This is a genomic window from Brevundimonas sp., assembly GCF_035561115.1.
Taxonomy (GTDB): domain Bacteria; phylum Pseudomonadota; class Alphaproteobacteria; order Caulobacterales; family Caulobacteraceae; genus Brevundimonas.
This window is the reverse complement of record NZ_DATMYH010000003.1, coordinates 1-12,819: the sequence shown is the minus strand read 5'-3', so window position 1 is coordinate 12,819 and position 12,819 is coordinate 1. Positions and strand designations below refer to the sequence as shown.

Annotated in this window: 17 protein-coding genes; 15 read left to right on the top strand and 2 right to left on the bottom strand. The window is 66.8% G+C overall.

Going from position 1 to position 12,819, the window contains the following annotated elements:
- Nucleotides 1-62: 62 nt before the first annotated feature.
- Nucleotides 63-824 carry a 4,5-DOPA dioxygenase extradiol gene (gene ygiD / locus VN378_RS00170; protein ID WP_325739801.1) on the top strand — a complete coding sequence of 254 codons (762 nt, stop codon included), beginning with the start codon at nt 63-65 and terminating at the stop codon, nt 822-824.
- Here the strand turns inward: ygiD and VN378_RS00165 are convergent.
- Together VN378_RS00165 and VN378_RS00160 are read right to left on the bottom strand one after the other, a co-directional pair.
- Complete coding sequence (locus VN378_RS00165; protein WP_325739799.1) at nt 815-1,216, bottom strand: DoxX family protein; 402 nt, start codon at nt 1,214-1,216, stop codon at nt 815-817. The genes ygiD and VN378_RS00165 overlap by 10 nt on opposite strands.
- 63 nt (nt 1,217-1,279) lie before the next feature.
- A complete protein-coding gene (locus tag VN378_RS00160) occupies nt 1,280-2,839 on the bottom strand; it encodes an AMP-binding protein (protein ID WP_325739797.1) in 1,560 nt (519 codons plus the stop codon).
- Nucleotides 2,840-3,007: 168 nt separating this feature from the next.
- On the opposite strand from VN378_RS00160, the gene lipA reads away from it, so the two are divergent.
- From lipA to VN378_RS00090, 14 genes are all read left to right on the top strand, one after another.
- Nucleotides 3,008-3,970, top strand: a complete 963-nt coding sequence (lipA, locus tag VN378_RS00155) for a lipoyl synthase (RefSeq protein ID WP_325739795.1) — start codon at nt 3,008-3,010, stop codon at nt 3,968-3,970.
- Nucleotides 3,970-4,272 (top strand): hypothetical protein, encoded by a 303-nt coding sequence (locus VN378_RS00150; RefSeq protein ID WP_325739793.1) that lies wholly within the window; start codon nt 3,970-3,972, stop codon nt 4,270-4,272. The genes lipA and VN378_RS00150 overlap by 1 nt, the downstream gene beginning before the upstream one ends.
- A 6-nt stretch (nt 4,273-4,278) precedes the next feature.
- Nucleotides 4,279-4,734 (top strand): type II toxin-antitoxin system RatA family toxin, encoded by a 456-nt coding sequence (locus VN378_RS00145; RefSeq protein ID WP_325739791.1) that lies wholly within the window; start codon nt 4,279-4,281, stop codon nt 4,732-4,734.
- Entirely contained in the window at nt 4,731-5,843 is a 1,113-nt protein-coding gene (locus VN378_RS00140; protein ID WP_325739789.1) for an NAD(P)/FAD-dependent oxidoreductase, read from the top strand. The genes VN378_RS00145 and VN378_RS00140 overlap by 4 nt, the downstream gene beginning before the upstream one ends.
- Entirely contained in the window at nt 5,836-6,366 is a 531-nt protein-coding gene (locus tag VN378_RS00135; protein WP_325739787.1) for a GNAT family N-acetyltransferase, read from the top strand. Before VN378_RS00140 ends, VN378_RS00135 begins: the two co-directional genes overlap by 8 nt.
- A 129-nt stretch (nt 6,367-6,495) precedes the next feature.
- Nucleotides 6,496-6,678, top strand: coding sequence for a 50S ribosomal protein L32 (gene rpmF / locus VN378_RS00130; protein WP_055830178.1), 183 nt, complete (start codon nt 6,496-6,498; stop codon nt 6,676-6,678).
- Between the two features lie 109 nt (nt 6,679-6,787).
- On the top strand, nt 6,788-7,375 hold the full coding sequence (locus VN378_RS00125; protein ID WP_325739785.1) for a hypothetical protein: 588 nt from the start codon (nt 6,788-6,790) through the stop codon (nt 7,373-7,375).
- An 82-nt stretch (nt 7,376-7,457) separates the two neighbouring features.
- On the top strand, nt 7,458-8,738 hold the full coding sequence (gene eno / locus VN378_RS00120; protein WP_300466950.1) for a phosphopyruvate hydratase: 1,281 nt from the start codon (nt 7,458-7,460) through the stop codon (nt 8,736-8,738).
- A 161-nt stretch (nt 8,739-8,899) separates the two neighbouring features.
- Complete coding sequence (locus VN378_RS00115) at nt 8,900-9,184, top strand: nuclear transport factor 2 family protein (RefSeq protein ID WP_325739782.1); 285 nt, start codon at nt 8,900-8,902, stop codon at nt 9,182-9,184.
- A 174-nt stretch (nt 9,185-9,358) separates the two neighbouring features.
- Nucleotides 9,359-9,676: an FtsB family cell division protein gene (locus VN378_RS00110; RefSeq protein WP_414642195.1), complete on the top strand. Its 318-nt coding sequence runs from the start codon at nt 9,359-9,361 to the stop codon at nt 9,674-9,676.
- Nucleotides 9,677-9,788: 112 nt separating this feature from the next.
- Nucleotides 9,789-10,814 carry a pyruvate dehydrogenase (acetyl-transferring) E1 component subunit alpha gene (gene pdhA, locus VN378_RS00105; protein WP_325739777.1) on the top strand — a complete coding sequence of 342 codons (1,026 nt, stop codon included), beginning with the start codon at nt 9,789-9,791 and terminating at the stop codon, nt 10,812-10,814.
- Nucleotides 10,811-12,202, top strand: a complete 1,392-nt coding sequence (locus tag VN378_RS00100) for a pyruvate dehydrogenase complex E1 component subunit beta (RefSeq protein ID WP_325739775.1) — start codon at nt 10,811-10,813, stop codon at nt 12,200-12,202. Before pdhA ends, VN378_RS00100 begins: the two co-directional genes overlap by 4 nt.
- Complete coding sequence (locus tag VN378_RS00095; protein ID WP_325739773.1) at nt 12,199-12,501, top strand: DUF5076 domain-containing protein; 303 nt, start codon at nt 12,199-12,201, stop codon at nt 12,499-12,501. Before VN378_RS00100 ends, VN378_RS00095 begins: the two co-directional genes overlap by 4 nt.
- Nucleotides 12,502-12,538: 37 nt before the next feature.
- On the top strand, nt 12,539-12,819 hold a 281-nt coding region (locus VN378_RS00090; RefSeq protein ID WP_325739771.1), incomplete at its 3' end, for a biotin/lipoyl-containing protein.

Sequence of the window (12,819 nt, the reverse complement as noted above, 5' to 3'; positions counted from 1 at the left end):
GTCATGCTTCGGATTTCCGTTCCCCGTCGCCCAACCCGCAGCCGCCCCGGGACGACCGGCTGATGCGCCGTCCTGCAATCTTCTTTGGTCACGGCTCGCCGATGAACGCGCTGGGCGGTTCCTGTGCGGACGCCTGGCGAGCAGTCGGGGCGGCGATCGGCAAGCCGAAAGCCGTGGTCATGGTCTCCGCCCACTGGGAGACCAACGGGCTGGGCGTGACGGCCCAGGCGCGGCCCGAAACCATCCATGATTTCGGCGGTTTCCCTGATGAACTGCATGCGATGCAGTATCCGGCCCCGGGTTCGCCGGAACTGGCGGCCCGCGTTTCCGAGTTGACCGGCGCGAGGCCGACGACGCAGTGGGGACTGGACCACGGGACCTGGTCGGTGCTGACCCACGTCTGGCCCGGGGCCGACGTGCCGGTGGTGCAGCTGTCCCTCAACCGCCAGCTCGACGCGCAGGGGCATTTCGACCTGGGCCGCAAGCTCTCGGTCCTGCGCGATGAGGATGTGGTGATCGCCGGCTCGGGCGACTTCGTCCACAATCTGCGGACCTGGAAACGGACCGGCGGCGACGCCTATCCGTGGGCCTCGAGCTTCAACGAGGCGGTGAAGTCGGCCTTGATGCGCGGTGACGACGCGGCGCTGATCGACTGGGTCGGTCTGGCGGAGGACGCGCAACTGAGCGTGCCGACCGATGAGCACTACCTGCCGCTGCTGTACGTCGCCGCCCAGCGCCTGCCGGGCGACGACGTCAGCTTCTTCAACGATGTCATCGAGGGGGGATCCATCTCGATGACGGGCGTGTGGATCGGTCAGGCGTAGGGCTTCTTGCGCATCGCAGCGTCGACGCTCCAGGGCCCCGGACCGGCGGCCATCAGATACAGGAAGACGAAGCAGTAGAGCGCGATCGTCTCGCCGCCGTTCAGGATGGGGAACAGGTTCTGCGTTCCGTGCACAACCCAGTAGCCGACGGCGCAGAAACCGGCGGCGAGGAAGGCGGCGGGACGGGTGAACAATCCCAGCGCCAGCAGCAGGCCCAGCGCCAGCTCGAATGGGCCCGAAAGACCCGCCAGGCTCAGACCGGGCGGCGGCAGGCCCTCGACCGCGGGAAAGCCCAGAACCTTGGCCGTGCCGTGCTCCAGCAAAAGCAGGCCGGAAACAATGCGAAGAACACTGAGAAGCTGCGGCTGATAACGCGAGACAGAATCGAACATGGGAAACCCTCCTTCTGATACCTACAGACTGAAACAGAGTCTGTTCCAGTTCAACGGCGAAGTTCAGGCGGCCTTGTCCACCTCGGCCATCTGCTGGATGCGGACGTAGTCGGTCTTGCCGGTGCCCAGGACCGGGACCTCGCCCACGCGCATGATCTTCTTGGGCACGGCCAGTTCGGGCGCGCCGTGGCTGCGGGCCCATTCGGCCAGGCGCGAGACGTCGGCGTCCTTGCGGTCGGTGACCAGCACCAGCTTCTCGCCCTTGCGGCTGTCGGGAATGGAGACCACCGCGTGGCGCGCGTCGGGCCAGACCGCGCTGGCCAGCCCCTCGACCGCGGTCAGCGACACCATCTCGCCCCCGATCTTGGCGAACCGCTTCACCCGGCCGAGGATGGAGACATAGCCGTCCTTGTCGATATCGACGATATCGCCCGTATCATGCCAGCCGCCGGGCAGCGGGTCGATCGACAGCGGGTCGTCAGACGCCAGATAGCCCTTCATGACATTGGGGCCGCGCAGATACAGGCGGCCACCTTCGGGAATGCCCTCGACGGGATCGATCCGCCATTCCAGGCCCGGCATCATCTGGCCGACGGTGCCGGGACGGTTGCGGTCGGGATGGTTCACCGCCACGACCGGCGCCGCTTCGGTCGCGCCGTAGCCTTCCAGCAGCTTGAGGCCGTGGAAGCGGGTGTTGAACAGGTGGTGGGTCTCGTCGCGGACGCGTTCGGCGCCGGCGACGACGAACTGCAGGGTGGCGAAGTCATCGGCGGCGGCCACCCGCGCGTACTGGTTCAGGAAGGTGTCGGTGGCGAACAGGATCGAGGCCTTCACCTCGGGCAGCAGTTCGACGATCTGTTTGGCGTGCAGCGGCGACGGATACTGGAACGCCTTCATCCCGTGCAGGATCGGCAGCAGGACGCCGCCGGTCAGGCCGAAACAGTGGAAGGTCGGCAGGGGATTGAACATCACCCATTCGGGCAGCAGGTCGATGTGCTGGGCCACCTGGCGGCAGTTGGCGACCAGGTTCCACTGGCTCAGCACCACGCCCTTGGGCGCGCCGAAGCTTCCCGAGGTGAACAGAACCACGCCCGGCGACGACGGCTCGGTCTTCGTCCGGAACCGTTTGGGCATCATCCCGGCCATCAGGCCGTAGACCTTGTCCTGGATGCCGATCGTCTTGCGCACGTCGTCCAGCCAGACGATCTCGGCGACCGTGCCCAGGTCCTCGACCAGATCGTCCAGCCTGGCCTGGGTGATGAAGCGTTTGGCGGTCAGGACCTTCTTCACGCCCGCGGCCCTGATCGCCGCCTTGATGTTGGCCTCGCCCGAGGTGAAATTCAGCATCACCGGCACGCGCCCATGGGCGTGCAGGCCGTAGTAGGTGACCACCACCCCCATGCTGGACGGCAGCAGGATGCCCACGCGCTCGGCGGGTTCGGTCATGGCGGCGATCTTGCGGCCCAGTACGAAGGCGGCGCGGATCAGGCCGGTGTAGGTGAGGGGCTTGCGATCCTGGTCCTCCAGAATTTCCTTGTCGCCGTACTTCTCGCGGGCCGCGATCAGGGCGTCGAAAATGGTCTGCTCGCCGGCCTTTATATCCAGGGGTACGCGCAAAACCATCCTCCGTGGGGCCCGGTTGGTCCCGGCCCGTTATGCTGAATGCGCAAACTAGGGCGGCGAAGCTCCGTTGAAAAGATACGTTACCCTGCGTGAGCCCCGGGGCCGCCTTGCCTTCGCCGCGCGGAAGGACGACATAGCGGTTTCGCACAGCCCGGAGCCCGCGACGCCTTGGTCACGCTGATCGACACCCTGACGAAGACGCCGGCCGAACTGCGTCACCCGGAAAAGCAGAACCGACCGGAAACGGCCGTGCTCAAGAAGCCCGACTGGCTGCGCGTCAAGGCGCCCGGATCGGGCCAGTACAATGCGACCCGGGCCATCGTGAAGGACAAGGGCCTCGTCACGGTCTGCGAAGAGGCCGCCTGCCCGAACATCGGCGAGTGCTGGAGCCAGAAGCACGCCACCCTGATGATCATGGGCGACACCTGCACGCGGGCCTGCGCCTTCTGCAACGTCAAGACGGGCCTGCCCCAGCCGCTGGACCCGCAGGAACCGGCCAAGGTCGGCCTGGCCGTCCATGAAATGGGCCTGAACCACGTCGTCATCACCAGCGTGGATCGGGACGACCTGTCCGACGGCGGCGCGGCCCATTTCGCCGAGGTGGTGCGCCAGATCCGCCTCCAGGCCCCGAACACCACGATCGAGATTCTGACGCCCGACTTCCTGCGCAAGGACGGAGCGGCGGAGGTGGTGATCGACGCCACGCCGGACGTGTTCAACCACAACCTCGAAACGGTGCCGCGGCTGTATCTGAAGATCCGGCCCGGAGCCCGCTACTTCCACAGCCTGCGTCTGCTGCAGATGGTCAAGGAGCGCGACCCGAACCAGTTCACCAAGTCCGGCATCATGGTCGGCCTGGGCGAGACCCGCGAAGAGGTCATGCAGGTGATGGACGACATGCGGTCCGCCGGCGTCGACTTCATCACCATCGGCCAGTACCTGCAGCCGACCCGGAAACACGCCGCCATCGACCGGTTCGTCACCCCGGAAGAGTTCAAGGCCTATGAGGCCATCGCCCGCGCCAAGGGCTTCCTGATGGTGTCCTCGTCGCCCCTGACCCGCAGTTCGCACCATGCGGGCGACGACTTCGCCCGGCTGAGGGCGGCGCGGCTGGCGCAGACCGGGCGGTGATGAGCGCTCGGCCCGTCGACCGAAGCCGCGTCACCGTTCCCCTTGCCCTCATACTCGCGGTCCTGAACTTGCCAATCCTCTGGTTTGGCTCGATGTGGGCGAGCGTACCCGAGCACCGCGCGACGCCGGACGGGGCCATTCCGGTTGTCACGCCCGACACCGCGCTGCCCTATTACCTTCTGATGGGGTTCGTAGTCGTTGCCCTGGTCGCGACCATTATTCTCCAGGCAAAGGATTTGAAGCGTGCGGCAGGTTGGACAGTGCTTCTCCAGTTGGTCCCGCTCATGCTCGCGTACGTTTGACGCCTGATGGCCGTCCACCGCGTCACCAAAATCCTGCCCTACACGCCCGCCCAGCTGGCCGCTCTGGTCGCCGATGTTCGCGTCTATCCCGAGTTCGTGCCCTGGGTGACCGCCATGCGGACCTGGAGCCCGCGCGAGGAGGTCCCGGGCGTCAGTCTGGTCGACGCCGAGGCGGCGGTGGGCTTCTCCTTCCTCAAGGAGCGGTTTTCGACCTGGGTGCGGCATGATCAGAACCGCGACATGGTCGAGGTCGGCCTGATCCGTGGGCCGTTCAAACACCTTAAGAACCGCTGGGAATTCTTCCCCGATCAGGCCGGCACGCGCGTTGAGTTCTTCATCGACTTCGCATTCAAGTCGCGCATTCTCGACGCCATGCTGCACGCCAATTTCGACCGGGCGGTCAGCAAGCTGATGCACTGTTTCGAACAGCGGGCGGCGGCGCTCTACGGGTCGAAGGCGTGAGCTTCGATTTCGACGCCACCGTGGTCGGCGCCGGCGCGGTCGGCCTCGCCTGCGGCCGGGCGCTGGCGAAACGGGGCCTGTCGGTGCTGGTCCTGGAGAAGGAACCGCACATCGGCCAGGGCGTGTCGTCGCGCAATTCCGAGGTCATCCACGGCGGCCTCTACTATCCGACAGGCTCGCTGAAGGCGCGGCTCTGCGTCGAGGGCCGCCGGCTGCTCTACGCCTTCCTCGAAAGCCACAAGGTCGACTACCGCAAATGCGGCAAGCTGGTCGTGGCGACCGAAGAGGCCGAGGTCGGACGGATCGAGGCTATCTTCGAGCAGGCCACCGCCAATGGCGTCGAGGGACTGGATCATTTGACCGGGGCGCGGGCGCGGGCGCTGGAACCCGGCCTGAACGCCCATTCCGCCATCCTGTCGCCCGAGAGCGGCGTCTTCGACAGCCACGGCTATATGCTGGCCCTGCAGGGCGAGATCGAGGACGCGGGCGGCTCGGTCGTCGTCTCGACGCCGTTCGAACGGGCCGAGGCGCTGGCGGGCGGAGGCTTTACGATCACGGCGGGCGGGGAGGGCGGCGCAACCCTGACCACACGCCTGCTGGTCACTGCGCCGGGTCTGGGCGCGCAGGATGCGGCGGGGCGCATCGCCGGTTTTCCGGCCGGCCGAATCCCCGCAGGCCATTTCGGCAAGGGCGTCTATTTCCGCCTGACCAGCAAGGCGCCGTTCGAGCGGCTGATCTATCCGCCGCCCATTCCAGGCGCGCTGGGCACCCACTACCGCAAGGATCTGGGCGGACAGGCCGTGTTCGGGCCCGACCTGGTCTATGTCGAGACCGAGGATTATTCGGTCGATCTGTCAAAGGCGGCGGAGTTCGAGCGCTATGTCCGCCGGTTCTGGCCGGGCCTGCCGGACGGCGCCCTGACGGCGGACTACGCGGGCATCCGGCCCAAGCTGCACGGGCCGGGCGAGCCGCAGCCGGATTTCCAGCTGCGCGGCCGCGACGACCACGGGATCGACGGTCTGGTCGCCCTGTTCGGCATCGAAAGCCCGGGCCTGACCAGTTCGCTTGCGATCGGCGAGGCCGTCAGCGAAATGCTGGGTCATGACTGAGATCGCCATCCGCGACGCCGCCCTGGCGGACATTCCGGCCCTGCACCGCCTGATCGAGAGCGCCTATCGCGGCGAGGCCTCGCGCGCCGGCTGGACCACGGAAGCGGACCTGCTGGACGGCCAACGCACCGATCCAGAGGATCTCGCCGACATCCTCGCCGATCCGAAACAGGCCCTGCTGTCCGCCTGGCGCGGCGACGAACTGGTCGGCTGCGTCCTGATCGCGGACCGCGACGAGGGAACGGGCTATTTCGGCATGCTGTCGGTCAGCCCGACCCTGCAGGGCGGGGGTCTGGGTCGTCGGCTGGTCGAGGCCGCCCATGCCGCGCTCGCCGACCGTTTCGGCGCCCGGCGCGTGCGAATCTCGGTTTTCCCGCAGCGCGAGACCCTGATCGGATGGTATCAGCGGCTGGGCTATCGCCTGACGGGGGACACCCTGCCGTTCCCCTATGGCAATCCCCGTTTCGGCCTGCCGCTGCGGGACGATCTGTACTTCCTGGTCATGGAACGCGCCCTGGATTGAGCCGCGCCGCGACACGCCTTGAAATCGCCCGCGGCTTCATGCATAAGCCCGCCCTCGCTGGCGGCTCTTTCGGGCCGCCGCTGTTGTTTTCGCGCTCCTGCAGCGCCGACTAAGAAGATTGAGACGGACATGGCCGTTCCGAAGCGCAAAGTATCGCCCTCGCGTCGCAATATGCGCCGCGCCCACGACTCGCTGGGGACCAACCCCTATACCGAGGACAAGGACACGGGCGAGCTGCGCCGTTCGCACCACATCGACCTGAAGACCGGCACCTATCGCGGCCGTCAGGTTCTGACGCCCAAGGAAGACTAGGTCTTTCGAAGGGCCGGCCTTCGGGCCCGGACGAGATTTATTGCGGCGCGCGATGACTCGCGCGCCGTTTTCGTGCGTTCTGTCCGGCGCCCCACGCTGGAGACACCCCATGATCCGCCTCATCGCCCTCGGTTCGGTCGCGCTTCTGTCGCTCGCCGCCTGCAACGCCCCGCCCGAAGAGCCCGCGCCCGCGCCGCAGCAGGTGGACCCCGGAACGCCCGTATCCGCCGCGGACAAGCTGAGCTCGGCGGGATACGGACCACTGCGGATCGGAATGACGCGCGCCGAGGTCGAGGCCGCCCTGGGCCCCGACGCCAATCCTGAGGCCGTGGGCGGGCCCGAGCCCGAGGTCTGCGACATGTTCCGGCCGGCGCGGGCGCCCGAGGGGCTTCTGGTCATGATCGAGAACGGGGTCCTGACCAGCGTCTGGGTCAGCCGGAATGCGGCGATCGAGACTGACAGGGCCCTGAACGTCGGCGATCCCGCGGCTGAGGTGAAACGCGTCTACGGCGCCGCCGCTGAGGTTGTTCCCCACAAATACCAGGCCGCCCCGGCGGAGTACGTCACAGTCTGGTCGACCGCCGATCACCAGGGACCCTCCGCCCGCGGCCTGAAATACGAGATCGGCGCGGACGGGAGCGTGACGTCCATCGCCGGCGGCGGACCCAGCATTCAGTACGTCGAGGGCTGCGCCTGATCCCCCTTTGAATCTGGCAGGTTGGCGATTCGGCGGGGGCTGCGTTAAACCCCGCCGAACTCCCTGACAGCAGAGCGCCCCCATGACCGATATCGCCGACATCGTCGCCCGCCAGATTCTCGACAGCCGCGGCAATCCGACGGTCGAGGTGGATGTCATCCTCGACGACGGCAGCTTCGGCCGCGCCGCCGTGCCCTCGGGCGCTTCCACGGGCGCCCATGAGGCGGTCGAACTGCGCGACGGCGACAAGGACCTGTGGGGCGGCAAGGGCGTCGGCAAGGCCGTTGACAACGTCAACGGCGAGATCTTCGACGCCCTGTCCGGCATGGACGCCGAGGACCAGCGCCGCATCGACGAGGCCTTGATCGCCCTCGACGGCACCGAGAACAAGGGCCGGCTGGGCGCCAACGCCATCCTCGGCGTCAGCCTGGCCTGCGCCAAGGCCAGCGCCATCTCGTCGGGCCTGCCGCTGCACCGTTATCTGGGCGGCGTCTCGGCCCGCATCCTGCCGACCCCGATGATGAACATCATCAACGGCGGAGCCCACGCCGACAATCCGATCGACATCCAGGAGTTCATGATCCTGCCCACGGGCGCCGAGAGCTTCTCGGAAGCCCTGCGCATGGGTTCGGAAATCTTCCACGCCCTGCGCCAGCAGCTGAAGGACGCCGGCCACAACACCAACGTCGGCGACGAGGGCGGCTTCGCTCCCAACCTCGCCTCGGCCGAGGAGGCCCTGAGCTTCATCACCCGGGCCGGACAGGCCGCAGGCTATCTGGCCGGCGAGGACTTCCATCTCGGGCTCGATGTCGCGGCCACGGAATTCTTCAAGGACGGCAAATACGTCATGGCCGGGGAGGGCAAGACCCTCGAGGCCGACGCCATGGTCAACTATCTGGCCGACCTGTGCGAACGCTTCCCGATCGTCTCGATCGAGGACGGCTGCGCCGAGGATGATTTCGACGGCTGGCGGATGCTGACCGAGCGTCTGGGCGACCGCTGCCAGATCGTCGGCGACGATCTGTTCGTCACCAACCCGGCTCGTCTGGCCGCCGGCATCGGCGAGGGTCTGGCCAACTCCATCCTGGTGAAAGTGAACCAGATCGGAACCTTGTCAGAAACTCTTGATGCTGTGGATATGGCCCACCGCGCCGGCTACACCGCTGTGATGAGCCACCGCTCGGGTGAGACCGAGGATTCGACCATCGCCGACCTGGCCGTGGCCACCAACTGCGGACAGATCAAGACCGGCTCCCTCGCCCGCTCGGACCGCACGGCCAAATACAACCAGTTGCTCCGCATCGAGGAGATGCTGGGCGACCAGGGCGCCTATTTCGGCGACGGCATGTTGCTGAACCGGTAGGCGGCTTCCGGGCGCTGTCTTCGCCTTCTTGCGGGATGGTGTGCGACCAACGGCCATCCAGGCGAGACGAAAACCGGCGGATTCGGTAGGCCATGCGTCACGGCGTGTCCTGGCCGTGATGAGGTTTCGGGGATGCACGCGACCGGATTGGCAAGAGCGGTATGGGCGAACAGGGGGCCATCAGCCGCGAGGCGCTGTTCGCCAACGAACGGCGGACCACTTACGAACAGCAGGACGAAGAGCCAGGCACCCAGATGGTCCGGCTGTATGGCGACACCGCGGTCGTCACCGCCAAGCTCTGGCTCAAGGGGGTGAATTCGGGCGGGCCGTTCGACCGTACGCTCTGGTTCAGCGACACCTATATCCGCACCGAAACCGGCTGGCGGTACGCCTTCGCCCAGGCTTCGCTGCCCCTGACGCCGACGTCGACCTCCGGCGAGCAATAGGGCCTGATCAAGTTTCGGCGACGGTGGCCCCGGCTGCCGTCGCCGAATCCGTTTCGGGATGTTCGTGTTTTCAGCGCAGCCCCACTGCCAAGCTACGGTTCGTTAGGCATTTTCGATCAGACTCCATCAATCTTGAGTCCACGCTCAGAAGGAGCGTTCCCAGTGCCCGAACGGATGAAGCCGTATTTCCCTTCCGCCATTCTGTTGTTGCTGATCGTCTATCTGGGCGTTCAGGCCCTGACGGGGCAGCGCGGCCTGCTGAGCGGGCATGAGCGCGATTCCCTGATGGTGCGGCGCGAGGCGCAACTGGCCGGGATCATGGAACAGCGACGCGACCTCGAGGTACGGGTCCGCTACCTGCGCACCGACAGCCTGTCCCGCGACCTGCTGGAGGAGCGCGCCCGCGCCGTCCTCGGCTTCGCCGACCCGCGCGACTACGTCATCCGGGTCTCGACGCCGGTCGCGACCGGGGCCTCCACGCCGGCGGCGTGAACTTTCGTTACATCGTCTGAGGCGGCTTTGCCTTTCGGGAACGAAGGCTGCTAAAGCCCCTTACCGTAACGACAAGAGGCCCTGCCGTGTGGGCCCAGCCGGGAGATGACGGATGGCGAAAGCCCCCGCCGCAAAGACTGCGTCCAAAAAGATTCCCAATGCGCCGACGGCGTCAAAGGAGGACCTGCTTCGCTTCTATCGCGAGATGGTCCTGATCCGCCGTTTCGAGGAGCGCGCGGGCCAGTTGTACGGCATGGGTCTGATCGGCGGCTTCTGCCACCTGTATATCGGCCAGGAGGCTGTGGCCGTCGGCGTGCAGGAAAGCGTGCGCCAAGGCCACGACAAGATCATCACCGGCTATCGCGATCACGGCCATATGCTGTGCGCCGGCATGGACCCCAAAGAGGTGATGGCCGAGCTGACCGGCCGCATCGGCGGCTCGTCCAAGGGCAAGGGCGGGTCGATGCATATGTTCGACACCGCCACCGGCTTCTACGGCGGCCACGGCATCGTGGGCGCGCAGGTGGCGCTGGGGACGGGCCTGGCCTTCGCTGGTCGCTATCGCGGCGACGACAGCGTGGCCTTTATCTATTTCGGCGACGGCGCGGCCAACCAGGGCCAGGTCTATGAGAGCTTCAACATGGCCCAGCTGTGGAAGCTGCCGGCCATCTACATCATCGAGAACAACCAGTACGCCATGGGCACGAGCATCGAACGCTCGTCGTCGACGACCCAGCTGAGCGAGCGCGGCTCCAGCTTCGGCATCCCCGGCGAACAGGTCGACGGCATGGACGTTCTGGCCGTCCGCGACGCCGTGGCCCGGGCGGTCAAACGCGCCCGTGAAGGCGGCGGCCCCTTCATCCTTGAGATGAAGACCTATCGCTATCGTGGCCATTCCATGAGCGATCCCGCCAAATACCGCGCCAAGGAAGAGGTCGACGAGGTCAAGAAGACCCGCGACCCGATCGACCATGTGAAGATGCTGCTGGATCAGGCCGGCGCCACCGAGGACGACCTCAAGGCCATCGACGCCGAGATCAAGACCATCGTCGCCGAAGCGGTCCAGTTCGCCCAGGAAAGCCCGGAGCCGGACCCGTCCGAGCTCTACACCGACGTCTATGTGGAGGCCTCAGCGTGACCGACATTCTGATGCCGGCCCTGTCCCCCACGATGGAAGAGGGCACGCTGACCAAATGGCACATCAAGGCCGGTGACACGGTCAAGGCCGGCGATGTCATCGCCGAGATCGAGACCGACAAGGCGACCATGGAGGTCGAGGCCGTCGATGAGGGCGAGGTCGCTGAAATTCTTGTGGCCGAAGGGTCGGAGAACGTGAAGGTCAATACGCCGATCGCGCGGTTGGCGGGTGAGGGCGGGGCGGCTTCGCCCCCCTCGAACCAGCCTGCGGCTGCTTCGGTCCCCCCGGAGGGGGGACAATCTTCCGCGCAGTCTCCCCCCACCGGGGGGAGTACCGGCGAAGCCGGAGAGGGGGGCAAGGTGGCTCCGAAAGCCGAACTCCGCGACCCGGAAATCCCCGCCGGCGCCAAGCTGGTCAAGACCACCATCCGCGACGCCCTGCGCGACGCCATGGCCGAAGAGATGCGCCGCGACGAGAAGGTCTTCCTGATCGGCGAGGAGGTCGCCCAATACCAGGGCGCCTACAAGGTCAGCCGCGAACTGCTGCAGGAGTTCGGCGACAAGCGGGTGGTCGACACCCCGATCACCGAGCACGGCTTCGCCGGCCTCGGCGTCGGCGCGGCCATGGCGGGGCTGAAGCCGATCGTCGAGTTCATGACCTTCAACTTCGCCATGCAGGCCATCGATCACATCATCAATTCGGCGGCCAAGACGCTGTACATGTCGGGCGGCCAGATCCGCGCCAGCATCGTCTTCCGCGGCCCCAACGGCGCCGCCAGCCGGGTCGGCGCCCAGCACAGCCAGGACTATTCGGCCTGGTACGCCCAGGTGCCCGGCCTGAAGGTGATCGCGCCCTATGACGCCGCCGACGCCAAGGGTCTGATGAAGTCGGCCATCCGCGATCCCAACCCTGTCGTCTTCCTCGAGCATGAGATGATGTACGGGCTGGAGTTCGACGTGCCCGAGGTCGAGGACTGGCTGGTCCCGATCGGCAAGGCGAAAGTTCGCCGCGAGGGGACTGACGTCACCATCACCGCCCACAGCCGCATGGTCGGCTTCGCGCTTCAGGCCGCCGAACAGTTGGCCGGGGAGGGCATATCCTGCGAGGTCGTCGACCTGCGAACCCTGCGCCCCCTCGACCACGAAACCATCGTCGAGAGCGTGAAGAAGACCAGCCGCCTGGTCTCGGCCGAGGAGGGCTGGGGTCCGATGGGCGTCGGCGCCGAGGTCGTGGCCCGGGTCATCGAGCACGCCTTCGACTATCTGGATGCGCCGCCGCTGCGGGTGCACCAGGAAGACGTGCCACTGCCCTACGCCGCCAATCTGGAAGCCCTGTCGCTGCCGGGCGTGGACAAGATCGTGGCCGCCGTGAAGCAGGTGATGGCATGACGGTCGAATCCAAGGCCCTGCCGATCCCGGACAACCTCGCCCAGTTCGACCAGAACGGCGTGACCGAGCTGGCGCGGATCTGGTGGGGCGGCCACGCGGCCCAGATGAACATCCGGCCGGCCCTGCACGATCCCCGGCACATGGGAGCGGTCCTGGCCGAGGCGGCCTGGAATTTCGCCAACGCCTATGCCGAGACCAGGGGCCTGGACCGCGACCAGGCGTTCGCCGACGTCTGCGACGGCTGGACGACGGCTCACGCGCTCGCCGCCGAACAGGCCGCGCAGACATCGAAAAAATGACGACGCCCACCCCCAAGACGATCGAGGCATAGAGGCCATGACCGACATCCTGATGCCTGCCCTGTCGCCCACCATGGAAGAGGGCGTGCTGGCCAAGTGGCACGTCAAGGTCGGCGACGTGGTCAAGGCCGGCGACGTGATCGCCGAGATCGAGACCGACAAGGCGACCATGGAGGTCGAAGCCGTCGACGAGGGCGAGGTCACCGACATCCTCGTGGCCGAAGGCACGGAAGGGGTGAAGGTCAATACGCCGATCGCCCGGCTGGCCGGGGATGATGGAGCCGCCGCCAGCCCCTCCACCGCTTCGCGGTCCCCCTC

Bases quoted from the DNA above. Each gene is read 5' to 3' on its own strand.
- ygiD (WP_325739801.1), top strand. From the start codon at position 63: ATGCGCCGTCCTGCAATCTTCTTTGGTCACGGCTCGCCGATGAACGCG.
- VN378_RS00165 (WP_325739799.1), bottom strand. From the start codon at position 1,216: ATGTTCGATTCTGTCTCGCGTTATCAGCCGCAGCTTCTCAGTGTTCTT.
- VN378_RS00160 (WP_325739797.1), bottom strand. From the start codon at position 2,839: ATGGTTTTGCGCGTACCCCTGGATATAAAGGCCGGCGAGCAGACCATT.
- VN378_RS00150 (WP_325739793.1), top strand. From the start codon at position 3,970: ATGAGCGCTCGGCCCGTCGACCGAAGCCGCGTCACCGTTCCCCTTGCC.
- VN378_RS00145 (WP_325739791.1), top strand. From the start codon at position 4,279: ATGGCCGTCCACCGCGTCACCAAAATCCTGCCCTACACGCCCGCCCAG.
- VN378_RS00135 (WP_325739787.1), top strand. From the start codon at position 5,836: ATGACTGAGATCGCCATCCGCGACGCCGCCCTGGCGGACATTCCGGCC.
- rpmF (WP_055830178.1), top strand. From the start codon at position 6,496: ATGGCCGTTCCGAAGCGCAAAGTATCGCCCTCGCGTCGCAATATGCGC.
- VN378_RS00125 (WP_325739785.1), top strand. From the start codon at position 6,788: ATGATCCGCCTCATCGCCCTCGGTTCGGTCGCGCTTCTGTCGCTCGCC.
- eno (WP_300466950.1), top strand. From the start codon at position 7,458: ATGACCGATATCGCCGACATCGTCGCCCGCCAGATTCTCGACAGCCGC.
- VN378_RS00115 (WP_325739782.1), top strand. From the start codon at position 8,900: ATGGGCGAACAGGGGGCCATCAGCCGCGAGGCGCTGTTCGCCAACGAA.
- VN378_RS00110 (WP_414642195.1), top strand. From the start codon at position 9,359: ATGAAGCCGTATTTCCCTTCCGCCATTCTGTTGTTGCTGATCGTCTAT.
- pdhA (WP_325739777.1), top strand. From the start codon at position 9,789: ATGGCGAAAGCCCCCGCCGCAAAGACTGCGTCCAAAAAGATTCCCAAT.
- VN378_RS00095 (WP_325739773.1), top strand. From the start codon at position 12,199: ATGACGGTCGAATCCAAGGCCCTGCCGATCCCGGACAACCTCGCCCAG.